We start from the raw sequence: 25,190 nt of genomic DNA on the forward strand, positions 1-25,190 counted from the left end.
TTCATGACTTCCTCTCCCGCAGTCAGGGATCGCCGCGCGGCCGCCGCGGCCAATCTGCGCCGGCTGCTCGACCCGGCCAGCATCGCGTTCGTCGGCGGACGCGGCATCGCGGGCGCCGTGCAGCGCTGTCGCGATTACGGCTATGCCGGCGATATCCGGCTCGTCAATCCGAATCATGCGGAGATCGACGGCGTGCGCTGCCATGCGAGCGTCGCCGACCTGCCCGCCGCGCCGGACGCCGTGTTCGTCGCGGTGCCCGCGCGCCAGGCGATCGACGTCGTGCGCGCGCTCGCCGCACGCGGCGCCGGCGGCGCGATCGTCTACGCGTCGGGTTTCTCCGAAACGGGCGCCGACGGCGCCGCGCTGCAGCAGGCGCTGGTCGACGCGGCCGGCGACATGGCCGTGCTCGGCCCGAATTGCTACGGCCTGATCAACGGGCTGAACGGCAGCGCGCTGTGGCCGGTCGCGCATTGCGCGCCGCGCGTCGAATCGGGCGTCGCGGTGATCACTCAGAGCGGCAACCTCGCATACAACCTGTCGATGAGCGCGCGCTCGGTGCCGTTCGCGTATCTCGCGAGCGTCGGCAACCAGGCGTCAGTCGACATCGCGCGCCTCGTCGATGCGTTCGTCGACGATCCGCGCATCCGCGCGATCGGCGTGCACCTCGAAGGGCTGAAGGACGTGCGCGCGTTCAGCGAGGCCGCGGCCCGCGCGCTCGCGCGCGGCGTGCCGATCGTCGCGCTGAAGAGCGGCACGTCGACGCTCGGCGCGCAGCTCGCGATGAGCCACACGAGTTCGCTCGCGGGCTCGGACGCGCTGTACGACGCGCTGTTCCGGCGGCTCGGCGTGATTCGCGTGAAGGACCCGGTCGGCCTCGTCGAGACATTGAAGCTGCTCGCGATCGCAGGCGTGCCCGAGCGCCGCACGCTCGCCGCGCTGGCGACGTCCGGCGGCGATGCGGGGCTCGTCGCCGATCTCGGCGAAGCGCGCGGCATCGCTTTTCCGCCGGTCGGCGATGCAGGCCGCGACGCGCTCGGCAACGTGCTGCCCGCGTACGCGACGATCGCGAACCCGCTCGACTTCACGACCACGCCGTGGGGCGACCCCGACAAGATGCGCGCGTGCTGCGACGCGCTGCTCGCCGATCGCCCGGGCGCCGCCGCGATGATCCTCGACTATCCGCAGGAAGCGACCGGCGAGCGGCCGCTGTGCGATATCGCCGCGGACGCGTTCGCGGCGTCCGCACGCCAGCACGGCGTGGTCGGCGCTGTGATTTCGGTGTTTCCGGACCTGACGCCGCCCGATCACGCGGCCCGCATGGCCGCCGCCGGCGTCGCGCCGCTGCAAGGGCTGGCCGACGGGATCGCTGCGATCGGCGCGGCGATGGCCTACGGCGACACGCGCCGCCGCGTGCTCGACGCCGACGCGCTGAACGCGCTGCCGGTGCTGCGCGCGGGCGACGGCGGCCACGGCACCGCGACGCTGCACGACGAATGGGCGAGCAAGCGGATGCTGGCCGCGCACGGGCTCGACGTGCCGCCGGCCGAATGCGTCGCGCCCGCCGATGCGCCGGCCGCCGCGCAGCGGCTCGGCTTTCCGGTCTGCGTGAAAGTGGTCAGCGATCGCCTGCCGCACAAGACCGAGGCCGGCGCGGTCGCGCTGAAGCTCGGCTCGCCCGAAGCCGTCGCCGCGGCCGTCGTGCGAATGACCGAACAGGTCGCGCGTCATGCGCCGGATGTGCACGTCGAACGCATCCTCGTCGAGAAGATGGCCGACGCGCCGCTGCTCGAGCTGATCGTCGGCGTGAAGCGCGAGCCGAATTTCGGTCTCGCGCTGGTGCTCGGCACCGGCGGCGTGCTGGTCGAACTGATCCGCGACACCGCGACGCTGCTGCTGCCGGTGCGCGAAAGCGACGTGCGCGACGCACTGCTCGGGTTGAAGCTCGGCCCGCTGCTGACCGGCTATCGCGGGCGGCCGAAGGCCGATCTCGATGCGGTCGTCGCGAACGTGATGGCGATCGCACGCTTCGCACAGGCGCATGCCGACACACTCGTCGAACTCGACGTCAATCCGCTGCTGGTGATGGAACGCGGTGCGGTGGCCGTCGATGCGCTGGTGCGGCTCGACGCGTGATGCCGGCCTGAAACGCGGCGGCCCGCTTGCGTGATGCGCGAGCGGGCCGCTGCCTGATTGCCGAGCCGTCCGCCGAAAGCGAAGAACGCTCCGCCGTTCAGATCACCTTGCCGGGATTCAGAAGTCCGAACGGATCGAATGCATGCTTGAGACGTCGCATCGCGGCGATCTCGACGTCGCTGCGCGAACAACCGAGCCAGTCGCGCTTGTAGCGGCCAATCCCGTGCTCGGCCGACACCGAGCCGCCCGCATCGCGCACGAGCGGATACAACACCGCGTCGACGTCGTGCGCGCCCTCGCCCGTCGCATACGGCGCGGAAACGCACACATGCAGGTTGCTGTCGCCGAGGTGGCCGAAGAAGAACACGTGCGCCCCGGGCCAGCGTGCGTTCAGCGCGCGCTCGCACGCGTCGATGAACTTCTCCGTCGCGCGCGGCGGAATGCCGACGTCGAAATTGACGACGCCGGGGAGATCGTCGATCGCGAGCCCTTCGCGCACCGTCCAGAAGGCCTGCGCATCGGCCGCGGTCTGCGCGAGCGCCGCATCGTCGATCAGCCCGCGTTCGAGCCAGTCGGCCAGCACCGCTTCGAACCGTTCGGCCGTCTGCGCGGCATCGCCGCTCGCGCATTCGATCAGCACCTTGACGCCGCCGTCCGCCGGCAGCGGCGCGCGCGTGCCGGGCGTATGCGCGCACACGTAGCCGTAGAACGCCGGCCACATCGCCTCGAAGCTCAGCAAGTCCGCGCATGCGGCACGCGCGTCGCGCAGCAGCGCGAGCGCCGTCGCCGTATCGCGCACCGCGCACAACGCGGTGGATGGTGCGGCGAGCCGCGGATGCAGCCGCAGCACGACGCGCGTGATGACGCCGAGCGTGCCTTCGCTGCCAACGAAAATCTGCCGCAGGTCGTAACCCGCGTTGTTCTTCAGCATCTTGTTCAGCGAACTCAGCACGGTGCCGTCGGCCAGCACGACCTCGAGGCCGTGTACCTGCTCGCGCGTCGTACCGTAGCGGATCACGCGATTGCCGCCCGCATTGGTCGCGACGTTGCCACCGATCTGGCACGAGCCGCGCGCGCCAAGATCGATGCCGAGCGCGAATCCTGCGTCGTCCACTACCTGCTGCAGTTCCTGCAGCGTCGTGCCGGCCCATGTGGTGACGGTGGCCGCGTCCGCATCGATCTCGACGACGCCCTTCATGCGTTCGAGCGACAGCACGACGTCCTGCGCACCGGGCCCGGCGCCGGCCGCGAGCCCCGTCATTCCGCCCTGCGGCACGACCGTCTGACGATACGCGGTGCAGATCGCGAGCGCGCGGCTCACATCGTCGACGCTGCGCGGCCGCACCAACGCACGCGGCCGCGGGCCGGCCGCTTCGCCGTAGTTCGTGAAATGACGCGCGCCGATGGCGTCGCCCACGCTGACGCAATCGGCGCCGAGTGCGTCACGCAGCGCGGCGACGACGTCGCCGTTCAAGGAAGGATCGGACATGATCGACGGGGCCGGCCGAACCCGGCCCGGGAGCGAGTGAGGATCAGAAATTGTGCCGCATGCCGATGCGCGCGGCGGCCTGCGTGCGGCTCGTCGACGGCGTGAAGCTGTAGCCGATCACCGCGTCGACGCCGTTCGATGCACGCATCCAGTCGACCGCCGCATACACGTCGGTGCGCTTCGACAGCGCGTAATGCGCGCCGAGCGCGACTTCGTGCCAGTGATGACCTTCGAACGTCGTGTACTGATAGCCGGCGACGAGCGACAGCGGCACGGTCGCCTGGTACAGGCCGCCCGCTTCGTACACGCGCATCGTCGACGATTGTCCGTAGCCCTTGAACGTCGTGTTGCTGAAGTCCGCGTTCAGAGTCAGCTTGCCGAACGTGTACGACGCGCCGACACCGAAGATCGATTGCGAATCGATCGAGAACGGCGTCGAATCGTGCAGGTCGGTGACGGCGCCCGTCGCCGGGTCGACCGTCGCGACCGTCTGCCCGAGCATCGTCCGCACGCCCATCTGCGCATACGGATCGAGCGCGGCAAGCCGGCGTGGCGCGTTGAGCCGCGTGTAGTTGCCGCCCGCCGAGAAATCGCCGTGCGTGTAGCTCGCGCCCACGCTCCATGCGCTCCCGTCATGGAAGCTGCCCGCGTCGTTGCTGAACGAATACATGCCGCCGACCACGAGCCCGTGGAAGCTGTTGCTGACGAATTTCACCGCGTTCTGCAGCCGGTCCCCGCTCTGGCGGTCGAAATCGCCGAGATGCACGCCGTAGCCGCTGCCGAACGCGCTGACGTTGTACGCGGCCGTGAAGTCGAATGCGAAGTCGTACTGATTACCGAACGTCAGCGTGCCCCAGTCGTTGCCGAGCCCGACGTACGCCTGCCGCCCGAACATCGCGCCACCCTGGTTCAGCCTGCCGGTGCCGAGCCGGAAGCCGCTCTCGAGCTTGAACACCGCCTTGTTGCCGCCGCCGAGATCCTCGGTGCCCATCAGGCCGACGCGGTTGCCGTACGACACGCCGTCGTCGAACAGGTACGCATGCGCGCCGCCCGTGTTGTTCACGTAGGTGATGCCGCCGTCGATGATCCCGTACAGCGACACGCTGCTCTGGGCATGGGCGTAGCCGTGGACCATCACCGACATCATGCCGGCCAGCAGGAAGCGCTTCTTCATTTTCGGTGTCTCCGGTTGCCGCGCGCGGCGGCTCGATTTTCGTTGTGCGTGAACGCCGCCCGCCTGCTTCGCTTCGGCACCGCGGCGCTGGCGAGTATAGGTTTTGCTGAATGAATGTTCAATCGATTGACGAGAACGGATGCACCGGTGTTTACACCCATCGGCGATTTCATTATTGAAAAAACGTTCAACCCGTCATAACATCGACCGGCAGCCCCGCGGACGACGTGCGGGCCCGTTCCGAACCTCGGAGTGCACTGGATGACGACCACCCTCAGCCCCGCCGCCGAGCCGCGCCTGCGCTCGGCCTACGAAGGACAGAAGTCGCGCCCGTACGACCCGGCCGTGCCGATCGCGACGCCGCTCGAACTGCATCGCTGCATCGTGCAGCCCGAGTGGGTCGACTACAACGGCCACATGAGCGAGTCGTGCTACCTGCTCGTGTTCGGCGACAGCAGCGATGCGTTCTTCCGCTACTTCGGCATCGACGACGACTATCGCGACGCCGGCTGCTCGATCTATTCCGCGGAAACGCACATCCGCCACCTGCGCGAAGCGATGCTCGGCGAGCCGCTGCGGCTCACGGTGCGGCTGCTCGACCTGGACGATCGCCGGCTGCACGTGTTCCATTCGATGCATCACGCGACGACCGGCGCGCAACTCGCGACCGGCGAACAGCTGCTCACGCACGTGGACATGCGCGCGAAACGCTCGGCGCCGTTTCCGGACGCGATCCGCCGGCATCTCGACGCGATTCACGCCGAGCATGCGCGCGCGCCGCGCGAGCCGCACGCGGGCCGTGCGATCGCGATCCGCCGCGCGGCCCCTGCTGCTTCCGCTGCTTCCACTTCCCGCTGACCAAGCCGAACCACGACGGAGTTTTCCCATGCAGACGCACGACGCCTGGCGCAGCCGCGCCGGCCAGCTCGACATCGCTTCCCGCGCGTTCGTGGACGGCACGTTCCGCGACGCGCACGACGGCGCCACCTTCACATGCACGAGCCCGATCGACGGCCGCGTGCTCGCGCAGGTCGCGCATTGCCGCGCGGCCGACGCCAACCTCGCGGTCGCCGCCGCGCGGCGCGCGTTCGAAAGCGGCATCTGGCGCGACGCATCGCCGCGCGAACGCAAGCGCGTGCTGCTGCGCTGGGCCGCGTTGATCCGCGAGCACGCGAACGATCTCGCGCTGCTCGAAACGCTCGACACCGGCAAGCCGATCGGCGATACGACCACGATCGACATCCCGTCCACCGCGTATTGCGCCGAGTGGTTCGCCGAGGCGATCGACAAGACCGGCGGCGAAGTCGCGCCGGCCGACGCGCATCTCGTCGGGCTGGTCACGCGCGAGCCGATCGGCGTGGTCGCGGCTGTCGTGCCGTGGAATTTCCCCGCGATGATCGCGATGTGGAAATGCGCGCCCGCGCTCGCGGCGGGCAACAGCGTCGTGCTCAAGCCGTCCGAGAAGTCACCGCTGAGCGCGCTGCGGCTCGCCGCGCTGGCCGTGCAGGCCGGGCTGCCGGCCGGCGTGCTGAACGTGCTGCCGGGGTTCGGCGATGCAGGCGAAGCGCTCGCGCGGCATCCGGACGTCGACTGCATCGCGTTTACCGGCTCGACCGCGGTCGGCCATAAAGTCGCGCGCTGCGCGGCCGATTCGAACCTGAAGCGCGTATGGCTCGAACTCGGCGGCAAGTCGCCGCAGATCGTGCTGCCCGATTGCCCCGATCTCGAACGCGCGGCGCGCACCGTCGCGCATGCGGTGTTCTACAACACCGGGCAGATGTGCACGGCGGGTTCGCGCCTGCTCGTCCATCGCGCGATCCGCGACGAACTGGTCGCGCGCGTGCTCGCGATCGCGCCCGAGTATGCGCCCGGCGATCCGCTGTCGCCCGACACGCGGATGGGCAGCCTGATCGACGCCGCCCAGGTCGAGCGCGTGCTCGGCTACGTCGACGCCGGCCGCGACGAGGCGACGCTGCTCGCGGGCGGCCGGCGCGCGCGCGCCGCGAGCGGCGGCCAGTACGTCGAGCCGACCGTGTTCGACTGTCCGCGAGCCGATGCGCGGATCGTGCGCGAGGAGATTTTCGGGCCGGTGCTGGCGGTGACGGCGTTCGACGATCTCGATACGGCCGTCGCGCTCGCGAACGACACGCGTTATGGGCTCGCGGCGTCGGTGTGGACCGCGAACCTGACGACCGCGCACGAAACCGCGCGGCGGCTGCGGGCCGGCACGGTGTGGGTGAACGGCTACGAGGAAACCGACGACATGAACTTCCCGTTCGGCGGCTTCAAGGAATCGGGCAACGGGCGCGACAACTCATTGCACGCGCTGGAGAAGTACACGGAGTTGAAGTCGACGGTGATCCGGTTGCGGTGATATCCAGCAGAAACTTCATTCGAACACGTCCGGCCCAGAGCATTCATGAGCGGCGGGCTCGGTTGTCGCAGCTTCCTCGAAATCGGCATCAACCGGGCCGATCAGTGGCGTCAACCACGCCCAGCCTTGCGGCACGGGCTCGAGGATGACAGACGCGCCGTGCCGCCGAATCCGGACCTCCGGGGTATCGAAGCGGAAATCCTTCGGCAAGCAAACAGCCTGCGATCCATCATGCTCGAAAATCCTGGCGGTCTCCATCTCGGCACTCCATGCATCGACAAAACGTGGATATTTTGCCGACTGCGGGTCGCGGCGGCGAATCGTGCGGTCGACATATTGGTGATGAACGGTCGCCTCTCGGGAAATTTGCTCGCGACGGGACACACGTAGCCGTACCCAATATCGGACATTCTGGCTCCACATTCATTCCCAACAGGAAACAATCAATCACCATCCGGCGATTCATCTCCCCGTCCGCGCGTACTAGACTATCGGATCACTCCCCCACCGGACCCACGCAATGACCGATGTCCTGCCGCTGACCACCGACCCCGAATCCGGCCTCCACTACCGGCTGCGCCCGGCCGCCGGCCGCCCCGCGGGCCGCCTGTTGCTGCTGCACGGCGTCGGCGGCAACGAAACCAACCTGCTGAACCTGGCCGCCACGATCGATCCGCGCGTCGAAATCGCGTTCGTGCGCGGGCCGCTGACGTTCGGCCCCGGCCAGCACGCGTGGTTTCCGGTGCGCTTCGGCCCGAACGGCCCGGAAATCGATGCGGCCCGCGCGGAGGCGAGCCGTGTGCAGTTGATCGCGCTGCTGCGCGCGTTGCGCGCGCGGGACACCGGGAACGAACCCGCCGCCTTGCCGACCGTGATCGCCGGCTTCAGCCAGGGCGGCATCATGAGCGCGAGCGTCGGTCTCACCTCGCCGGCCGACGTCGCCGCATTCGCGGTGCTGTGCGGGCGCATCCTGCCGGAGATCGATCCGCTGATCGCGTCGCGCGATGCATTGAGCCCGCTGCACGCGCTGGTGATGCACGGCCGCTTCGACGACAAGCTGCCGGTCGCGTGGGCGAACACGGCCGACGCGAAACTGACGGCGCTCGGCGTCGCGCACGACACGCAGCTCTATGACGCCGGCCACGAGCTGACCGCGCAGATGGCCGGCGACTTCAGCCGCTGGGTCGGCGCACGCGCCGGGTTGAACTGAGCGCACCGGGCGGTCGCCCGCCGGGCCTGCCGTCAGACGTTGCTCGCCGGATCGGCAGCGATCGGCACGCCAGCCTCGGCAGCAGCCTCTCGCGCGGCACCGCGTTTTGCCAGCTTCCAGCCGACCACCAGCGCGAGCACGACCACGGGAATCATCGCGACGGTCCACGTGCCGCCCGGGTAATCGAACGCCATCAGCACCAGCACGCTGACCAGGAACCCGAGCGTGAGCCACGACGTGAACGGCGCGCCGGGCATCCGGAACGACACGGGGCTCAGCTCGCCGCGATTGACCGCGCGGCGGAACAGGATCTGGCACATCACGATGAAGCCCCAGGTCGTGATGATCCCGAGCGACGCCATGTTCAGCACGATCTCGAACGCCTGCGCCGGCACGATGTAATTCAGCGGCACGCCGATCGCATTGACCGCGACCGTGACCAGGATCCCGCCGTACGGCACGCCGCGCGCGTTCATCCGCGACACGAAGCGCGGCGCCGAGCCGCCCATCGCGAGCGAACGCAGCACGCGCCCGGTCGAATAGAGGCCGGAGTTCAGGCTCGACAGTGCGGCGGTCAGCACCACGACGTTCATCACCGTGCCGACGTACGGCACGCCGAGCTTGCTGAAGAACGTGACGAACGGGCTTTCGTGCGCGCTGTACGCGGTCCACGGCAGCAGCATCGTCAGCAGCACGACGGAGCCGACGTAGAACAGCGCGATGCGCCACATCACGCTGTTGATCGCCTTCGGCAGCACCTTGCGCGCATCGGCGGTCTCGCCCGCCGCGACACCGACGAGCTCGATGCTCGCATACGCGAACACGACGCCCTGCACGATCAGCACCGCCGGCAGGATCCCGTGCGGGAAGATCCCGCCGTGATCCGCGATCAGGTGCAGCCCCGGCATCTGCCCGGCAACCGGATGGCCGCTCGCGAGAAACACGGCGCCGACCGCGAGGAACAGCGCGAGCGTCCCCACCTTGACGATCGAGAACCAGAACTCCATCTCGCCGAACACCTTCACGCCGATCATGTTCATCACCGACACGATCCCCAGCGCGCCGAGCGCGAACACCCACTGCGGCACGTCGGTGAACACGGCCCAGTACTTCATGTAGATCGCCACCGCGGTGATGTCGACGATGCCGGTGGTCGCCCAGTTCAGGTAGTACATCCAGCCCGCGACGAACGACGCGCGCTCGCCCATGAACTCCCGTGCGTACGACACGAACGAGCCGCTCGTCGGCCGGTGCATCACGAGCTCGCCGAGTGCGCGCATGATCAGGAAGGCGAATGCGCCGCACACGAGATACACGACGGCCAGCGCGGGACCCGCGCTCTGCAGGCGGCCGCCCGCGCCGAGAAAGAGGCCGGTGCCGATCGCACCGCCCATCGCGATCATCTGCACGTGTCGGGGCTTCAGGTGCTGCGCATAGCCGGCCTCGTGCGACGCGAACATCGCATCGCGATCGGCATGACGGGGGTCCGCGCCGCCGGCCGGGTCGGCCGCGCGCTCGCTGGCGTGCTTCATGGTGTGTCTCCGTTTCTTGATGTGTCGCGCCCGTCGACGGGCGCTCGGGAACGGCCGCGCGCGGGCCGCCGGCGGCAGGCGCCGGCGCCGCGCGGCCGGAATCAGTACGCGCGCGGACGGATCAGCGCTTCGGGCTGCAGCGCCTCGTCCAGTTGCGCGGCGGTCATCAGCTGGCGATCGAGCACGACTTCGCGGATCGACTTGCCGCTCGCGTGCGCCTCGGCGGCTACGGCGGTCGCGCGCTTGTAGCCGATGTACGGGTTCAGCGCGGTCGCGAGCGCGACCGACCGCTCCATCGTTTCGCGCAGGCGCTCGGGGTTCGCGGTGATTCCGCTCACGCAGCGGTCCGCGAGCGTCGTGCAGGCGGCCGTCAGATGGCCGAAGCTGCGGAACAGCGCGCTCGCGATCACCGGCTCGAACGCGTTGAGCTGAAGCTGGCCGGCCTCGGCGGCGAAGGTCACCGTCAGGTCGTTGCCGAACACTTCGAACGCAACCTGGTTCACGACTTCCGGAATCACCGGGTTCACCTTGCCCGGCATGATCGACGAGCCGGCCTGCACCGGCGGCAGGTTGATTTCGCCGAAGCCGGCACGCGGGCCGCTCGACAGCAACCGCAGGTCGTTGCAGATCTTCGACAGCTTGACCGCGATCCGCTTCAGCACGCCGGAGACCTGCACGAACGCGCCGCAGTCCTGCGTCGCCTCGATCAGGTTCGGCGCGGTGCTCAGGTCCAGGCCGGTGATGCGGCGCAGCGCGGCCAGCGCCTTCTCCGCGTACTGCGGATGCGCGGTGATGCCGGTGCCGATCGCGGTCGCGCCGAGATTGATCTCGCGCATCAGCAAGCCGGCTTCCTGCAGGCGCGCGATGTCTTCCGTCACCATCACCGCGTAGGTCGAGAACTCCTGGCCGAGCGTCATCGGCACGGCGTCCTGCAACTGCGTGCGGCCGAGCTTCAACAGATCCGAGAACGCGTCGGCCTTCTCCGCGAACGCATCGCGCAGGCGCGCCATCGCGTCGAGCAGATGCTCGACCGCGAAGCAGGTCGCGATCCGGATCGCGGTCGGGTAGACGTCGTTCGTGCTCTGCGCGAGGTTGACGTGCTCGTTGGGATGCAGGTATTCGTACTGCCCGCGTGCGTGCCCCATGATCTCGAGCGCGCGGTTGCAGATCACCTCGTTGGCGTTCATGTTGGTCGACGTGCCGGCCCCACCCTGGATGATGTCGACCACGAACTGGTCGTGCAGGCGGCCTTCGCGGATCTCGACACAGGCGGCGGCGATCGCGTCGCGATACGCGTGCGGCAGCAGCCCGAGCTCGCAGTTCGCGTCGGCCGCGGCTTCCTTCACCGCCGCGAGCGCCATGACGAGATACGGCAGCGACGCGATCGTGCGCCCCGAAATGTCGAAGTTCTCCTTCGCGCGCAGCGTATGGACGCCGTAGTACGCCGAATCCGGAATGCTTCGTTTCCCTAAGAGATCCGCTTCGACGCGGAAGCCGTTTTCCGTCATGGGTGCCCCTCCTGAAATGTCTCGTGCCGCCGCGGCAACGCGGCTGCGTTCACCGCTTCCCCGTGCGACGGGATCGCATTCTATGCCTTTGCATAAAGAAGCTCGCCTCTGTATTATCGAAAGCGGTTTTGCGTGGGACGCAACAACGAGAGACGAATGAAAACAATGGCAAGAGACACCGGCATCGATCACCTCGGCGCGATGCGCGCGTTCGTGCGGGTCGTCGAAATGGGGAGTTTTTCCGCGGTCGCGAAGGAGATGCACGTGTCGACGTCCACCGTCGCGCGCAAGATCACGGCGATCGAGGACGCGCTCGGCGTCGCGCTGCTGCATCGCTCGACGCACAGCGTGACGCTGACCGAGGCCGGCCACATCTACCTGGAACGCGCGGTCACGCTGATCGCCGATCTCGACGACACGCTGCGCGTCGTCGCCGAGCTCAATTCGCAGCCGAGCGGCCCGCTGAAGCTCACCGCGCCGGTCGGGTTCGGCCGCCGCCACCTCGCGCCGCTGATCGCGCCGTTTCTCGCACGCTACCCGACGATCCAGCTCGACGTGCGGCTCACCGACAACCACAACGACCTCGTCGCCGGCGGCTTCGACCTCGACATTCACGAGGGCGAGAACTACCTGGACAACCTGGTCGTCCACCGGTTGTCGCGCAACGACAGCATCCTGTGCGCGACGCCCGGCTATCTCGACCGCTGCGGGCGCCCCGCGACGCCGGACGACCTGCGGCATCACAACTGCCTGCGCTACGTACACCCGGAAGGCGATCCGCGCTGGGAGCTCGTGCGCGGCGACGCGCGGCACAGCGTGCTGCCGGCCGGCAACCTCGTCACCGATCATTCGGAACTGCTGCTGGATGCGACCTGCGCGGGGCTCGGCATCGCCGAATTCGAGATCTGGCTGGTGCGCGACCTGCTCGCGAGCGGCCGGCTCGAAGCCGTGCTGCCGCGCTACCGGCTGCAGAACAAGCTGACGGGCGACTACATCTACATCGCGTATCTGTCGAACCGGCGCAGCTCGGCGAAGCTGCGCGTGCTGAAGGACTTCCTCATGGAGCATCTCGCGCACATCGGCGAGCTGTCGGAAGTCGAGCTGGCGAAGATTCGCGACGCGGGCGCGTAGCGGCTGCCGTCGCGCCGGCCGGCAACGCGGCGCCGCTGCGCACCGCGGCCCTCGGCATCGGTGCGCCGACGCCCGTCAGGCCGGCTGCAATTCGAACGGGAACGTCGCGTGCCCGATCTCGACACCCTGCGTGTTCAGCATCCGCGGCCGGTGGAACGCGGCGAGCCGCGCGCGCTGCGCGTCCGTGCCGATCTGCAGACGCTCGAGCAGTTCGCTGACCATCATGTACAGCACGTCGATGTTGCCGTCCTCGATCTTCACCGAGAGGCCGAGCGCGCCGTCGGCGCCGAGCGCCCGCGTGCGCGCCGATGCGCGTACGCCGATCCCGTAGCACGCATCCGCACCGAGCTTGCCGACGACCTGCCCGTCGAACGCATCCATCAGCACCGTGCAGTAGCGCCCTTCCCCGGCGACCAGCTCCGGATGGGCCGTCATCGCATGATGAATGCGCGCCAGCGCGCGCACGCGACCGGTCGCCGCGGCGCCGCCGGCTGCCACCGTATCCGCGCCGTCGGCCAGCGATGCGTAAAGACGCGCGAGGCGATCGAGCGGGAACGCCGGCGTCGGCAGGTTGCAGCCGTCGATCGCCCAGTCGACCTCGTCGTCGCGCAGGCCGCACGCGTTGGCGACCACCTGCTTCACGCGCACCTGCATCGGATGCTCCGGCAGATGGTAGTCGGCGATCGCGGCGCCGATCGCCCGCGCGCCGGCCAGCATCCCGACATGCTTGCCCGAACAGTTGCTGCAGACGCCGGTCGGCGTGTAGTCGCGCTTGATCCACGACCGGTACACCGCGTCCGACAGCGGCGCATGCCCGCCGCACCGCAGATCCGACTCCTGCGCGTCGACCTTCTCCAGCATCGCCCGCGTGCGCGCGATGTGCCGCTCCTCGCTGCTGTGCGACGCGCACATCAACGCGATGTCCGCGTCGTCGAAACCGAACCGCTCGGGCGCGCCCGTCTCGATCACGGACAGCGCCTGGGCCGGCTTCGCCGCCGAGCGCGCGAGCGTCATCCGGTACGGATCGCCGAGCCGGAACAGCAGCTTGCCGCCGGCATCCACCACCGCCACGTCGGCGACGTGTTTGTTCTCGATCGCCTTGCCGCGGTACGTCACGACCGCTGCGCGTTGGGTGTCCATCTGTCTTGTCTCCTTCGTCGGGGCCTGAATGCCGGGGCCCGTGCAACCGGTACGGCAGTGTATCGAGTCTGCCGCCGGGTCGAGCCGGTCGGCCGGTGGAAAGTGGTATTGCGCCGGATGCAAAGCCGTCGGCCCCCCACGAAAACCTGACAGATTCAGTACACGGAGCCTTCGATCGCCAGCAGCGCGAACGTCGCGAGCCAGTGCTCGCCCATGTAATCGCCGGCCACGTGCGCGAGCGCGCTCGCGAGATGCCGGTCGGCCGCATCGAGCAGCCTCGCGCGTCGCGCATCGCCTTCCGGAAGCGCGCCGGCCAGCGCGCGCTGGCACCACGCGCGGCTCAGGTTCAAGCCGTCCAGATGCGCGATCTTGCCGTCGCTGCGGTCGCTGACCGTCGCCGGCACGAACAGCGTCGCGGGCTCGCCGCGCGCGAGATCCGGCAGGAAACGCGCGAACCAGCCGTCGAATTCGGCGGCCGGCAGCACGCGCCGCATCAGCTCCGCCTCCATCAGCGCGGGCGACAGGAACTCGTCGCCCGACGGCTCCCACGCCTGGCACGCGACATCGTTCAGGTGCCAGCGTTTCGCGGTATCGACGATCAGCGCCGCGAGCCCGTCGCGCTGCGTCGCGCGCGCGAAGTCGAGTGCGAGCGCCAGTGCGAACGCGGTGTTGAAGTGCGTGCCGACCCGTAGCGGATAGGTCGCCTTCGGCAGGAAAGTCTCGAAGCGCGCGACGAACAGGTCGGCGAGCGGCGCGATCGTCTTCGCCCAGCGGGCGGCCTGCGGCACCACGCCCTTCAGCGCGAGCCGCTCCAGCTGCGCGGACAGCGCCAGCAGCCACGCCCATCCGTACGGCCGCTCGAAGCCGCTGTTGTGCGGCAGCGCGAGGTACGCGCGTTCGCCGGCGACGTTCGCGTCGGTGAAATGCGCGTCGACGACGGCGATGATCCGCTCGGCTTCCGCCAGCGCCGGATAGCGTTCGAGCACGCGCAGCACGAGCCAGTAGCCGTGCACGCACGAATGCCAGTCGTAGCTGCCGTAGAAGATCGGGTGCAATGCGCGCGGCCCCTGCACGTCGTGCGGGCCTTCGAGCGAATGGGTGAGCCTGTTCGGATATTCGCGGGTCAGGTGCGCGAGCGCGAGCGACGCGAATTTCGAGGCGAGTTCGGGGGTCAGTCGGTCGGTCATGGGCATCTCGTCAGAAGCGGAATACGAACGCGTACATCAGCAGCGTGTTGACGGCCAGCAGCAGCACGGCGGTCGGCCACTGCGCCTCGATCACGCCGTTCTTGTCCTTCAGTTCGAGCCGCGCGGCCGGCACGATGTTGAAGTTCGCGGCCATCGGCGTCATCAGCGTACCGCAGAAGCCGCTCAGCATCCCGATCGCGCCGAGGATCGCATCCCGCCCGCCAGCCCCGTCGCGAGGCCCGCGATCGTCGCCACCAGCAGCGCGTTGAAGCGCAGCGCGAAACCGATCACGACGATCGGCACGCCAATCAGCACCAGCATTGCTCCCTCCTTGTGTTGGATGCGCGGCGCCGTGACGACGTGCTGTCCGCCCGGTTTCGACCGGGTTCAGGCCGCAAAATCCAACACCAGATTTTATCGATAAAAAGTCGACAATTTAAGGCTTCGGCCAAACGTTGAAACCGGTACTACCGTGCGCCGGACTTGTGCCTGCCGTATGTCAGCCGTATGTCAGCCGTGTGCCAGAGGTGTGTCAGCGGTGTTTCGACCGTGTGCGGCCCGAGCGCTCGGCAGCGGGCGGCAACGGCGGCGCGCGCGGCATGCACGCTTGCGCCGCGCGAACCGCGGGCGGCCCGCGCGCCCGCCGCGCATGGCGGAGCGCCGGTGCGCCGACTAAACTGGAAGGCATCGGCAACGTTCGGGAGAGCCGCCATGATTGACGTATTCCAGACCATCGGCAGCCGCGCGTTCTCCGCTCATCTGGCGAAGGACGGGATGGTGACGCTGATGGAACAACGCCACGAAGTCGACCGCGTGACGCTCGCGACCGCCTATGCCGCGCTCGTCGAGGAATCGGAGCAGGAAGCCGACCTGCTCGACGCAACCGTCGAAGGGATGATGCGCGCGCTGATCCAGGGGTACGCGCGCAGCCATTGATCGACTGAACGCGCCCGGGCGCGGTGCGCCGGCCTGCGCGGCCGGCTCGCCGATGCCCGCGCATGCGCCCGCCCGTTTCCCGCCGAAACGAACGCGCCGGCAACGGGCTTCCGCATGCCGCATCGTCCCGCAGATGGCCGTCCGCCTTCGCGGGCGGCAAAAAATGTCGCCCCGGAATAGAGAAAAGGGTCTGAAACGACGCAATGCGCAATTTTTTCGATTGCCGCCGCTCGCGCCGCATGACAGCATGCGGACGTCGCCAATCGAAAAGAATTCCGTGCCGCGCGCCCGCCGATGCCGTTCGGCGGCGCCGAACCGGCACTGCCTTTCATGAACCCGGCCCATACCCAACACTACGAACCGACCGGAGCATCCCGCTTGTGAATATCGGCATCGTCAACGACCTCCCGCTTGCCGTCGAGGCGATGCGCCGCGCGCTCGCGCGCCGGCCCGAGCATCGCGTGCTGTGGGTCGCGACCGACGGCGCGCAAGCCGTCGAACTGTGCGCCGCGCAACCGCCCGACGTCGTGCTGATGGACCTGGTCATGCCGAAGTGCGACGGGATCGAGGCGACGCGGCGGATCATGCGTTCCGCCCGCCCGTGCGCGATCCTGATCGTGACGAGCTGCATCGGCGCGAACGCATGGCGCGTGTTCGAAGCGATGGGTGCCGGCGCGCTCGACGCGGTCGATACGCCTCGCCTCGGCGAAGACGCGGCCGGCGACACCGCGCGGCTGCTGCTCGCCAAGATCGACCAGATCGGCCGCCTGCTCGACGCGCCCGGCGGTGTCCGCGCGGCCGGCACGGCCTCGCGCACGGGCGGCGGCCCGCTGATCGCGATCGGCGCGTCCGCCGGCGGCCCCGGCGCGCTCGCGTCGATCCTCGGCAGCCTGCCGGCCGACTTCAGCGCGCCGATCGTGATCGTCCAGCACGTCGATCGCGCGTTCGCCGAAGGCATGGCGCAATGGCTCGACGGCCAGACGCCGCTGACCGTGCGCGTCGCGCACGAAGGCGACCGCCCGCAGCCGGGCGTCGCGCTGCTCGCGGCGACCGACGATCACCTGCGCATCACGCGCACCGGCACGCTCGAATACACGCGCGAACCGGCCGCCACGCCGTACCGGCCGTCGGTCGACGTGTTCTTCAACAGCCTGACCGAGCACTGGCCGGGCCGCGTGATCGGCGTGCTGCTGACCGGCATGGGACGCGACGGCGCGATCGGCCTGAAGGCCCTGCGGATGAAGGGCTATCACACGATCGCGCAGGACGAGGCGACCAGCGCCGTCTACGGCATGCCGAAGGCGGCCGCGACGCTCGGCGCGGCCCGCGCGATCCTGCCGCTCGAGCGCATCGCGGGCGAGCTGGCGGCACTCGCGCGAATCTGAACCCGATGAAACCCTGTCACACCCGTCGCAGCCATGGCGCGACCCTGCATCAATCATGACCAGCGACCTCACCCGCCCGCCCGGCAGCCTGCAGGCGGCGTTCGACGCCTTGCACGTGCCGCCCACGCCGCACGCCGACACCCCCGCGATGGTCCTGCTCGTCGACGACCAGACGATCGTCGCGGAAGCCATTCGGCGCGCGCTCGTCGACGAGGACGGCATCGACTTCCACTACTGCCCGCGCTCGGACGACGCGCTGGCGACCGCGATCGAGACGCGGCCGACCGTGATCCTGCAGGATCTCGTGATGCCCGGCATCGACGGGCTGAGCCTCGTGAAGGCATACCGCGCGAATCCGGCGACGCGTGACGTGCCGATCATCGTGCTGTCGACGCAGGAAGAGCCGGTGATCAAGAGCGCCGCGTTCGCGGCCGGCGCGAACGACTATCTCGTGAAACTGCCCGACCGCATCGAACTGGTCGCGCGGATCCGCTATCACTCGCGCTCGTACATGAACCTGCTGCAGCGCGACGAGGCCTACCGCGCGCTGCGGCAATCGCAGCAGCAACTGCTCGAGGCCAATCTCGAACTGCGGCGCCTCACGCACTCGGACGGCTTGACCGGGCTGTCGAACCGCCGCTATCTCGACGAATACCTGGCCGCCGAATGGCGGCGCGGCACGCGCGAGCGCAGCGAGCTGTCGCTGCTGATGATCGACGTCGACAACTTCAAGCTGTACAACGACACGTACGGCCACGTGTCGGGCGACAGCGTGCTCAAGCAGGTCGCGACGACCATCGAACGCTGTCTCGGGCAGTCCGGCGATCTCGCCGCGCGTTTCGGCGGCGAGGAGTTCGCGGTCGTGATGCCGGCCACGTCGCCGGGCGCCGCGCGGCTGCTCGGCGAGAAGATCCGCCTCGCGGTCGAGTCGCTGCGGCTCGAGCATGTGCACGCGTCGACGGGCCGCTACGTGACGATCAGCATCGGCGGCGCGAGCATCGTGCCGGCCCCCGGCCTGCCGACCACCGCTCTGATCGAGGCGGCCGATCGCGCGCTGTATCGCGCGAAGCACGACGGCAAGAATCGCGTCGAGATCGACGCGCCGCCGGCGCCCCCGGTTCCGCCGGCCGGCGGCGGTTTCGCCTGAACGCCTACACGGTGACGAGCCGGCGCGCGTAATCGGTCGGATCGAGCGGCCGGCCGAACAGGTAGCCCTGCTGCATGTCGCAACCGATCTGCTGCAGGAACCACGACTGCGCCTGGGTCTCGACGCCTTCCGCGGTGACCTTCATCCCGAGGGAATGCGCCATCGCGACGACGGCCTGCGTGATCGCGACCGAGTCGCGATGATCAGGCACGCCCGATACGAACGAACGGTCGACCTTCAGGTTGTGCAGCGGGAAACGCTTCAGGTAGGCGAGCGACGAGTAGCCGGTGCCGAAATCGTCGACCGAGATCCGCACGTTCATGTCCGTGAGCGCTTCGAGCATCGGCAGCACGGTGTCCGTGTCGTTCATCAGCAATCCTTCTGTAATCTCCAGTTCGAGCGCCCCCGGATCGAGCTGCGTCTGCGCGAGGCAGTGGTAGACCGACTCGACGAGCCCCTCGTGGAACTGCCGCGGCGACAGGTTGACCGCGAGCGTCAGGTCGGGCGCGATCGTGCGGCGCCATTCGGCGGCCTGCCGGCAGGCCGTTTCGAGCACCCACTGGCCGATCGCGACGATCAGCCCGGTATCTTCCGCGACCGGAATGAATTCCGCCGGCGACATCGGCCCGAGTTCGGGGCTCGTCCAGCGCAGCAACGCTTCGGCGCCGACCGTGCGGCCGCTGCGCGCGTCGACGACCGGCTGGTACGCGAGCCGCAGCATGTCCGACGAGAACGCGCGCCGCAGCGACTGCTCGATCGCGAAGCGGCGCTGCAGGCGCTGGTTCAGCTGCGCGGTGAAGAACGTGAAGTGGTTGCGGCCGCGCTGCTTCGCGTCGTACATCGCGGAGTCGGCGTTGCGCATCAGCGTGACCGAATCGTCGCCGTCGCGCGGCGCGACGCTGATGCCGATCGACACGCCGAGCCAGTATTCGTTGTTCGCGATTTCGAACGGCTGCGCGATCGTGTCGATCACCTCGCGCGCGAGCACGGCCAGCTCGTCGGGATCGTCGCAGTGGTCGACGAGGATCACGAACTCGTCGCCGCCGACGCGCGTGAGCGCGTGGCGCCCGCCCGCGCAGGCCGCGAGGCGCGCCGCGACGCTGCGCAAGAGCGCATCGCCGGCCTCGTGGCCGGCCGTGTCGTTGACCTTCTTGAAGCCGACGAGATCGAGGAACAGGATCGCGACATGCGCAGGCCCGGCCGCCGCCTCGCGCGCGCCGAACAGCTCGCGCATCCGTTCGGAGAGCCAGCGCCGGTTGTAGAGGCCCGTCAGCGCGTCGCGCGTCGCCAGGTAGCGCAGTTGCTGCTGCGCTTCGCGCACGGGGCCGATATCGTGAAACGACACGAGCACCGATTCGGGCTGCGTCTCGCCCGGTTTCACGATCGGCACCGCGTTGCCGCGCACCCAGATGACGTCGCCGTCGGCGAGCCCGAAGCCGACCGAGTAGTCGAGCTGCGGCATGGCCGTGGTGAACGCGAGCCGGCTCGGCCAGTCGTCGGGGGCGAGCGGTGTGCCGTCCTCGCGCAGCTTGTACAGGATCACCGTCGACAGCCGGCGGCCGACGAGGTCGCCCTTCGCACGCATCATCCGGTTCGCGCTCGGATTGCTCGCGATCACCATGCCGTCGCGCGACACCACGAGAATCCCTTCGTTCAGGCTGTTGACGACCAGGCGGTGATGTTCCTCGCTGCGCGCGAGCTGCCGCGCGATCCAGTCCTGGTGCACCGCGAGGCCGACGCTGTTGCCGATATCGCGCAGCAGGTCGGTTTCGGTGTCGGTGGGCCGCCGCGGCGTACGGTGATAGACGGCGAATGCGCCGAGCACGGTGCCCGTATCGTCCAGGAACGGCACCGACCAGCACGCGCGCAGGCCGTGCGGCAACGCGAACGAACGATAGTCGGCCCACAGCGGATCGGTTTCGATGTCTTCGACGGCGATCATCCGGCGCTCGTACATCGCCGTGCCGCACGAGCCCGCGGCGGGCCCGATCGATGCGCCGTCGATCGCCGCGCTGTACTGCACGGGCAGCGACGGCGCGGCGCCGACGTGCACGTGCACGCCGTCCGCGTCGAGCAGCAGGATCGTGCACGACGCGCCGTCGCCGAGCAGCGCCTCGGCGCGCCGGCAGACCTCGACGAGCAGTTCCGGCAGTGGTGTATTGCGTGTGATCAGCCTCAGCACGCTTTGCTCGGATGCGAGCACTTCCGCTGCGAGGCCGAGACTGTAGCGAGAACTTTGCGGTTCGGTATTCAAGATGAATCCTGCCGTCAGTTCGACCGGGTCTGATGCGCCCGATTCGTAGCGATTCTTCGTGCCGTTTTTTCATCGCTCCGGGTTTACGAGAGCCCGGTGCGTCCCCAAGAGCGCGCGTCGCGACGCGTACCAAAATACATTTAACACCAATCCGCGCGGCCCCGCGCATCCGCGTGCATCAGGGCTTACGCGCGGTCGCGCCCCGCATGCGCGGCGACGCGCGTGGCGGCGCCCGATTCATCAGACGGTTGGCGCGCGCGGCGCCTCACGCGTGCCCGCCCGGCGGCTCGCGCGTGACCGCCTTCAGCGCGTCGATCGCGGCCGCCACCGACGCGCCCGCCGGCGCCGCGAACAGCGCGCCGACCGTGTCGGGCATCGTCGACAGCTTCAGCGGCAAGCGGCCGACACGCTCGCCGGCGGCCGCCGCCATGCCGAACGCGCGGGCCGACTGCACGAACAGGCACGGCGTCTGTTCGGCGACCGCGCGGTTGGTCTGCCATGACACCGATTCCATCATCACGACCGGCGGCGCGAGGCCCGCCTTCGCGAACTCGGCATCGAGCGCCGTGCGCGCCGGCGAGCCGAGCGGCGGCGCGATCCACGGAAACGCCGCCGCGTCGCGCCAGCCGACTCGCGGGCGCCGCAGCAGCGGATGGCGCGGCCCGCACACGACGATCATGTCGTCGCGATAGAGCGGCGCGATGTCGAGCCCTGCGCGCAGCGCCGACACGTCGAGCCGGCACACCAGCAGGTCGAGTTCGTGGCGCTGCGCCTGCGCGAGCATCCGGTCGAGCGTGTCCTCGCGAACGTTGAGCTGCACCGCGCGCCCCGCGTCGCGCAGCCAGGCGAGCACGCCCGGAATCAGTTGCGGCGCCATGTTCGGCAGCAGGCCGATCGACACCGGGCGGCCGGCGCCGGTGCGCAACGCGTCGAACGCGGGCGCGACGCCGCGCAAGTCGGTCAGCACGCGGCCGATGCATTCGAGCAGCGCATCGCCGTACGCGGTCGGCGCGACGCGGCGCGACGTGCGCTCGAACAGCAGCAGGCCGAGCGACGCCTCGAGTTCGCGCAGCCACTTCGACAGCGCCGGCTGCGTGATCGACGCGGCCTCGGCCGTGCGCGCGAAGCTGCGCGTGCGGGCGAGCGCGTCGAGCGTCTCGAGGTCGCGCAGCCGCAGCCGGCGCAGCGCCTGCGCGATGCGCGGGTCGTGGGCCGGCGCGCCGGGCGGCGCGAGCGGGTCCGGCGCAAGGCGGCCGCCCGGGCCGCGGGTCGCGAAAGTCACTGATATCTCCGTCATTCATGTTCCGGGGGTTATTGATCGATCGCGATCTTTCATCGATCGATACGCGATCGTGCCGCATAGTCGTCGGCATGAAAACCCCCGGCGCGCGCCGGCACGAACAGGAGACAACGACGTGAAAGACGATCAGGACCCCACCGCCGGCGCACCCGCGGCCCGGCGCCAGTTCCTCAAGCTCGCCGGCGCGGCGGTCGCGGCGGCCGGTTTCGGCGCGGACGCTCGCACGGCCAACGCGGTGCCGGCCGCCCCGGCAGCCGCGGCAAGCGGCGACGCCGGGCCCGCGCCCGCGTTTCACGGCGCGGCGACGGCACCCGCCGCGCCGCCCGCCGGCTACAACATCCTGTTCATCCTGACCGACCAGGAGCGCCACTTCGACCGCTGGCCGTTTCCCGCGCCGGGCCGCGAAGCGCTGCGCCGCGACGGCATCACGTTCACGCGCCACCAGATCGCCGCGTGCGTGTGCTCGCCGTCGCGCTCCACCGTCTACACCGGACAGCACATCCAGCACACCGGCGTGCTCGACAACGCGGGCATGCCCTGGCAGAAGGACATGTCGCCGGACGTGCGCACCGTCGGCCACATGCTGCGCGACGCCGGCTACTACGCCGCGTATCTCGGCAAGTGGCACCTGAGCGCGACGATGCACGAAACCACGAGCCCGTACACCGCGCCGGTGGCCGACTACAACCGCACGATCCGCGCGTACGGCTTCGACGACTACTTCGGCGTCGGCGATCTGATCGGGATGGTGCGCGGCGGCTATCAATACGATGGCATCACGACCGAGGCCGCGGTGAGCTGGATGCGCAACCATGCGCCGCGGCTCGAGAAGGAAGGCAAGCCGTGGTTCCTCGCGGTGAACCTCGTCAATCCGCACGACGTGATGTTCGTGAACACCGACACGAACGGCTCGGCCGTGCAGGACGCGAACCATCCGATGCTCGGCAACGCGCCACCGCCCGACGACGCGCTGTATCGCACGTCGTGGCGCGACGTGCCGCTCGCGGCGTCGCGCCGGCAGCCGTACGACGCGCCCGGACGACCGGCCGCGCACGGGATGTTCAATGCCGCGCATGCGAACCTCGTCGGCCGCTATCCGTTCACCGACGAACGCCTGCGCATTTACCAGGACAACTACTTCAATTGCATCCGCGACTGCGACACGCACGTCGTGCGCCTGCTGCAGTCGTTGCAGTCGCTCGGCCTCGACGAGCGCACGATCGTCGTGATGACGGCCGACCACGGCGATCACGTCGGCGCCCACCAGCTCGTCGGCAAGGGCGCGACCGCTTATCAGCCGCAGAACCACGTGCCGCTCGTGATCCGCCATCCCGCGTATCCGGGCGGCACGCAGTGCGATGCGCTGACGTCGCACATCGATATCGCGCCGACGCTGCTCGGGCTGACCGGCATCGACACCGCGCGCGCCGCGTCGATCCGCGGCGACGCGCTCAAGGGCCACGACCTCACGCGCTGGCTCGCGAAGCCGGCCGACGCGAAGCTGCACGCGGCACGCGACGCCACGCTGTTCAACTACGCGATGCTGCTCTACTACGACAGCGAATGGATGCTCAAGGAGCTGACCGCGCTGCGGCAAAAAGGCGTGCCCGAGGACACGCTGCTGCGTCGCGCGCTCGCGCAGCAGCCCGACTTCCGGCTGCGCGGCACGATCCGCAGCGTGTACGACGGCCGTTATCGGTTCACGCGCTATTTCTCGCCGCTCGAGTTCAACCGGCCGACGACGCTGGAGGACCTGTTCGCGCGCAACGACGTCGAGCTGTTCGACGTCGCGAACGATCCGGCCGAAATGCACAATCTCGCGCGGGACCGCAAGCAGCAAGGCGAGCTGCTGCTCGCGATGAACGGCCGGCTGAACGACCTGATCGCGAGCGAAGTCGGCGACGACAGCCCCGATGTGATGCCGATCCGCGACGGAAAGGTGCAGGTGCAGATCCGCAAGCATCACTGACGGCGCGGAAGGCGTGATCGAAAGGCGCCGTCCGATGACGGCGCCCCACCGCCGTCAGTCCTTGCGGATGTGTTCGGCGAGGAAGTCGATCAGCAGCCGCACGCGCGGCAGGAGCCCGCGCCGGGACGGGAACACCGCGTGAATCACGCCGCCCTTCGGCGCCCACCCCGGCAGCACGTCGATCAGCGTGCCGTCGCGCAGGTCGTCCTCGATGACCATGCACGGCAACTGGACGATGCCGACGCCATGAATCGCCGCGTCGCGCAACGCGTGCATGTCGTCGGAGATGTAGCGCGGATGATGGCGCAGCTGCGCCTGCTCGCCGTTCGGCCCGACCAGCTGCCACACGTGCTGCCGCGGCGGCCCCCAGTCGAGGCTCGGCTCGCCGGCCAGCTCGGCCGGGTCGGCCGGCACCGTGCGTCCGGCCAGCCACTGCGGCGCGGCCACCAGCCGCTGCGGGCTGTCGCCGAGAATCCGCATCACGAGGTCGCTGTCCTCCAGCGGTGGGAAACGCACGCGCAGCGCCAGGTCGAAGCCTTCGCTCAGCAGGTCGACCCGGCGGTTCGTCGCCTCGAGATGCACGTGTACCGCCGGATGGATCGCCATGAAGCGCGCGACGAGCTCGCTCACGCGATATTCGAGCAGCGCGGTCGGGCAGCTCAAGCGGACGATCCCGCGCGGCTCCGCGTGCCGGCGCTCGATCACCTCGCGCGCCGCGTCGGCCTCGACCAGCACCGCGAGGCAGCGTTCGTAGAATTCGCGGCCGGTTTCCGTGACCGTGAAATGACGCGTCGTCCGCTGCAGCAGCCGCACGTCGTAGTGCGCTTCCAGCGCGGCGATGCGCCGGCTCAGCGTCGACTTCGGGACATCCAGCGCCCGCCCCGCCTGCGTGAAGCCGCCGTGCTCGACCACCTTCACGAAATAGTAGAGGTCGTTCAGGTCATCCATGATTGTTCCACCCATAGAACACTGACGGCATTCTACGGGACTGGAAACCCGGTTGTTGCGCGCATAGCATCGTTCTTCGATGGGGATCGATTGCGCGAACGCGACCGGAGATTTTCCCTGACGGGTGCCTCGCGTGCCGAATCGATTGACTAAGCTTGGAGCATTCGCCCGCCGCGCGCACCGCATCGGACGTGTGCGACAGCACGGGCGCCCCGCCGCGACGACGATCCCGACGCCGCGGCCGCCCATCCTGGACCCTCGGGATTTCTCTCACTTCCTGTCCTGTCTCTGGAGGCAACCATGGCAAGCGAACCGATTCGCGATCCCGCGAACGACCACCTGCTCACCCCGCAGAACGCGGCGTTCATCGTCA

The 25,190-nt window shown here is 69.1% G+C and carries 19 protein-coding genes and 3 pseudogenes; 10 read left to right on the top strand and 12 right to left on the bottom strand.

Annotated features, from left to right (window positions below):
- Positions 1 to 3: 3 nt before the first annotated feature.
- Positions 4 to 2,133: an acetate--CoA ligase family protein gene (locus DIE02_RS26850; protein WP_124488864.1), complete on the top strand. Its 2,130-nt coding sequence runs from the start codon at positions 4 to 6 to the stop codon at positions 2,131 to 2,133.
- A gap of 97 nt (positions 2,134 to 2,230) precedes the next feature.
- Here the strand turns inward: DIE02_RS26850 and DIE02_RS26855 are convergent, their stop codons facing one another.
- Both DIE02_RS26855 and DIE02_RS26860 read right to left on the bottom strand, forming a co-directional pair.
- Positions 2,231 to 3,622, bottom strand: a complete 1,392-nt coding sequence (locus DIE02_RS26855) for an FAD-binding oxidoreductase (RefSeq protein ID WP_124488865.1) — start codon at positions 3,620 to 3,622, stop codon at positions 2,231 to 2,233.
- A 43-nt stretch (positions 3,623 to 3,665) separates the two neighbouring features.
- On the bottom strand, positions 3,666 to 4,796 hold the full coding sequence (locus DIE02_RS26860) for a porin (protein WP_124522966.1): 1,131 nt from the start codon (positions 4,794 to 4,796) through the stop codon (positions 3,666 to 3,668).
- A gap of 261 nt (positions 4,797 to 5,057) precedes the next feature.
- Between DIE02_RS26860 and DIE02_RS26865 the strand changes: the two genes are divergently transcribed.
- Both DIE02_RS26865 and DIE02_RS26870 read left to right on the top strand, forming a co-directional pair.
- Positions 5,058 to 5,654: a thioesterase family protein gene (locus tag DIE02_RS26865; protein WP_124488867.1), complete on the top strand. Its 597-nt coding sequence runs from the start codon at positions 5,058 to 5,060 to the stop codon at positions 5,652 to 5,654.
- A gap of 28 nt (positions 5,655 to 5,682) precedes the next feature.
- Complete coding sequence (locus DIE02_RS26870; RefSeq protein ID WP_124488868.1) at positions 5,683 to 7,170, top strand: aldehyde dehydrogenase; 1,488 nt, start codon at positions 5,683 to 5,685, stop codon at positions 7,168 to 7,170.
- 15 nt (positions 7,171 to 7,185) lie between these two features.
- On the opposite strand, the gene DIE02_RS36365 is transcribed toward DIE02_RS26870, so the two are convergent.
- Entirely contained in the window at positions 7,186 to 7,428 is a 243-nt protein-coding gene (locus DIE02_RS36365) for an antitoxin (RefSeq protein ID WP_124488882.1), read from the bottom strand.
- Positions 7,429 to 7,690: 262 nt separating this feature from the next.
- Here DIE02_RS36365 and DIE02_RS26880 point away from each other — a divergent pair, with 262 nt between their 5' ends.
- Positions 7,691 to 8,380 carry an alpha/beta hydrolase gene (locus DIE02_RS26880; RefSeq protein WP_124488869.1) on the top strand — a complete coding sequence of 230 codons (690 nt, stop codon included), beginning with the start codon at positions 7,691 to 7,693 and terminating at the stop codon, positions 8,378 to 8,380.
- Positions 8,381 to 8,412: 32 nt separating this feature from the next.
- Here DIE02_RS26880 and DIE02_RS26885 read toward each other — a convergent pair whose 3' ends face one another.
- Positions 8,413 to 9,912 carry an amino acid permease gene (locus DIE02_RS26885; protein ID WP_124488870.1) on the bottom strand — a complete coding sequence of 500 codons (1,500 nt, stop codon included), beginning with the start codon at positions 9,910 to 9,912 and terminating at the stop codon, positions 8,413 to 8,415.
- A 101-nt stretch (positions 9,913 to 10,013) separates the two neighbouring features.
- Complete coding sequence (gene aspA / locus DIE02_RS26890) at positions 10,014 to 11,420, bottom strand: aspartate ammonia-lyase (RefSeq protein WP_124488871.1); 1,407 nt, start codon at positions 11,418 to 11,420, stop codon at positions 10,014 to 10,016.
- 156 nt (positions 11,421 to 11,576) lie between these two features.
- Here aspA and DIE02_RS26895 point away from each other — a divergent pair, with 156 nt between their 5' ends.
- The gene (locus tag DIE02_RS26895; RefSeq protein WP_044843913.1) at positions 11,577 to 12,551 is read left to right on the top strand and encodes a LysR family transcriptional regulator; all 975 of its coding nucleotides are present in this window, start codon (positions 11,577 to 11,579) and stop codon (positions 12,549 to 12,551) included.
- 75 nt (positions 12,552 to 12,626) lie between these two features.
- Here the strand turns inward: DIE02_RS26895 and DIE02_RS26900 are convergent, their stop codons facing one another.
- From DIE02_RS26900 to DIE02_RS26915, 4 genes and pseudogenes are all read right to left on the bottom strand, one after another.
- A complete protein-coding gene (locus DIE02_RS26900) occupies positions 12,627 to 13,691 on the bottom strand; it encodes an asparaginase (protein ID WP_124488872.1) in 1,065 nt (354 codons plus the stop codon).
- 155 nt (positions 13,692 to 13,846) lie between these two features.
- Positions 13,847 to 14,878 (bottom strand): DUF2891 domain-containing protein, encoded by a 1,032-nt coding sequence (locus tag DIE02_RS26905; protein ID WP_124488873.1) that lies wholly within the window; start codon positions 14,876 to 14,878, stop codon positions 13,847 to 13,849.
- Positions 14,879 to 14,888: 10 nt separating this feature from the next.
- Positions 14,889 to 15,098 (bottom strand): annotated as a pseudogene (locus DIE02_RS26910) (5-oxoproline transporter, DUF979 family subunit); the annotation flags it as partial.
- Positions 15,089 to 15,199 (bottom strand): annotated as a pseudogene (locus DIE02_RS26915) (5-oxoproline transporter, DUF969 family subunit); the annotation flags it as partial. The pseudogenes DIE02_RS26910 and DIE02_RS26915, both read right to left, overlap by 10 nt.
- 390 nt (positions 15,200 to 15,589) lie before the next feature.
- On the opposite strand from DIE02_RS26915, the gene DIE02_RS26920 reads away from it, so the two are divergent.
- The 3 genes from DIE02_RS26920 (at position 15,590) to DIE02_RS26935 (ending at position 18,346) form a co-directional block, all read left to right on the top strand.
- Complete coding sequence (locus DIE02_RS26920; RefSeq protein WP_039357299.1) at positions 15,590 to 15,814, top strand: hypothetical protein; 225 nt, start codon at positions 15,590 to 15,592, stop codon at positions 15,812 to 15,814.
- Positions 15,815 to 16,194: 380 nt separating this feature from the next.
- Positions 16,195 to 17,199 (top strand): chemotaxis response regulator protein-glutamate methylesterase, encoded by a 1,005-nt coding sequence (locus DIE02_RS26930; RefSeq protein ID WP_044843909.1) that lies wholly within the window; start codon positions 16,195 to 16,197, stop codon positions 17,197 to 17,199.
- 55 nt (positions 17,200 to 17,254) lie between these two features.
- Positions 17,255 to 18,346: a diguanylate cyclase domain-containing protein gene (locus DIE02_RS26935; RefSeq protein ID WP_124488875.1), complete on the top strand. Its 1,092-nt coding sequence runs from the start codon at positions 17,255 to 17,257 to the stop codon at positions 18,344 to 18,346.
- A 4-nt stretch (positions 18,347 to 18,350) separates the two neighbouring features.
- Here DIE02_RS26935 and DIE02_RS26940 read toward each other — a convergent pair whose 3' ends face one another.
- Positions 18,351 to 20,600, bottom strand: coding sequence for a bifunctional diguanylate cyclase/phosphodiesterase (locus DIE02_RS26940; RefSeq protein WP_124488876.1), 2,250 nt, complete (start codon positions 20,598 to 20,600; stop codon positions 18,351 to 18,353).
- Positions 20,601 to 20,865: 265 nt separating this feature from the next.
- Entirely contained in the window at positions 20,866 to 21,882 is a 1,017-nt protein-coding gene (locus tag DIE02_RS26945; protein ID WP_260427338.1) for a LysR family transcriptional regulator, read from the bottom strand.
- Between the two features lie 133 nt (positions 21,883 to 22,015).
- Between DIE02_RS26945 and DIE02_RS26950 the strand changes: the two genes are divergently transcribed.
- The gene (locus DIE02_RS26950) at positions 22,016 to 23,869 is read left to right on the top strand and encodes a sulfatase-like hydrolase/transferase (RefSeq protein WP_124488878.1); all 1,854 of its coding nucleotides are present in this window, start codon (positions 22,016 to 22,018) and stop codon (positions 23,867 to 23,869) included.
- 54 nt (positions 23,870 to 23,923) lie between these two features.
- Here DIE02_RS26950 and DIE02_RS26955 read toward each other — a convergent pair whose 3' ends face one another.
- Entirely contained in the window at positions 23,924 to 24,817 is an 894-nt protein-coding gene (locus tag DIE02_RS26955; RefSeq protein ID WP_124488879.1) for a LysR substrate-binding domain-containing protein, read from the bottom strand.
- A 300-nt stretch (positions 24,818 to 25,117) separates the two neighbouring features.
- Between DIE02_RS26955 and DIE02_RS26960 the strand changes: the two are divergent.
- Positions 25,118 to 25,190: pseudogene (locus DIE02_RS26960) on the top strand (hydrolase); the annotation flags it as partial.

Source organism: Burkholderia sp. Bp8991, from assembly GCF_003853795.1.
Taxonomy (GTDB): Bacteria; Pseudomonadota; Gammaproteobacteria; order Burkholderiales; family Burkholderiaceae; genus Burkholderia.

What these genes read in the sequence shown, in the direction of transcription:
- DIE02_RS26850 (WP_124488864.1), top strand. Translation starts at nt 4, where the DNA reads ATGACTTCCTCTCCCGCAGTCAGGGATCGCCGCGCGGCCGCCGCGGCC.
- DIE02_RS26855 (WP_124488865.1), bottom strand. Translation starts at nt 3,622, where the DNA reads ATGTCCGATCCTTCCTTGAACGGCGACGTCGTCGCCGCGCTGCGTGAC.
- DIE02_RS26860 (WP_124522966.1), bottom strand. Translation starts at nt 4,796, where the DNA reads ATGAAGAAGCGCTTCCTGCTGGCCGGCATGATGTCGGTGATGGTCCAC.
- DIE02_RS26865 (WP_124488867.1), top strand. Translation starts at nt 5,058, where the DNA reads ATGACGACCACCCTCAGCCCCGCCGCCGAGCCGCGCCTGCGCTCGGCC.
- DIE02_RS26870 (WP_124488868.1), top strand. Translation starts at nt 5,683, where the DNA reads ATGCAGACGCACGACGCCTGGCGCAGCCGCGCCGGCCAGCTCGACATC.
- DIE02_RS36365 (WP_124488882.1), bottom strand. Translation starts at nt 7,428, where the DNA reads ATGGAGACCGCCAGGATTTTCGAGCATGATGGATCGCAGGCTGTTTGC.
- DIE02_RS26880 (WP_124488869.1), top strand. Translation starts at nt 7,691, where the DNA reads ATGACCGATGTCCTGCCGCTGACCACCGACCCCGAATCCGGCCTCCAC.
- DIE02_RS26885 (WP_124488870.1), bottom strand. Translation starts at nt 9,912, where the DNA reads ATGAAGCACGCCAGCGAGCGCGCGGCCGACCCGGCCGGCGGCGCGGAC.
- aspA (WP_124488871.1), bottom strand. Translation starts at nt 11,420, where the DNA reads ATGACGGAAAACGGCTTCCGCGTCGAAGCGGATCTCTTAGGGAAACGA.
- DIE02_RS26895 (WP_044843913.1), top strand. Translation starts at nt 11,577, where the DNA reads ATGAAAACAATGGCAAGAGACACCGGCATCGATCACCTCGGCGCGATG.
- DIE02_RS26900 (WP_124488872.1), bottom strand. Translation starts at nt 13,691, where the DNA reads ATGGACACCCAACGCGCAGCGGTCGTGACGTACCGCGGCAAGGCGATC.
- DIE02_RS26905 (WP_124488873.1), bottom strand. Translation starts at nt 14,878, where the DNA reads ATGACCGACCGACTGACCCCCGAACTCGCCTCGAAATTCGCGTCGCTC.
- DIE02_RS26920 (WP_039357299.1), top strand. Translation starts at nt 15,590, where the DNA reads ATGATTGACGTATTCCAGACCATCGGCAGCCGCGCGTTCTCCGCTCAT.
- DIE02_RS26935 (WP_124488875.1), top strand. Translation starts at nt 17,255, where the DNA reads ATGACCAGCGACCTCACCCGCCCGCCCGGCAGCCTGCAGGCGGCGTTC.
- DIE02_RS26955 (WP_124488879.1), bottom strand. Translation starts at nt 24,817, where the DNA reads ATGGATGACCTGAACGACCTCTACTATTTCGTGAAGGTGGTCGAGCAC.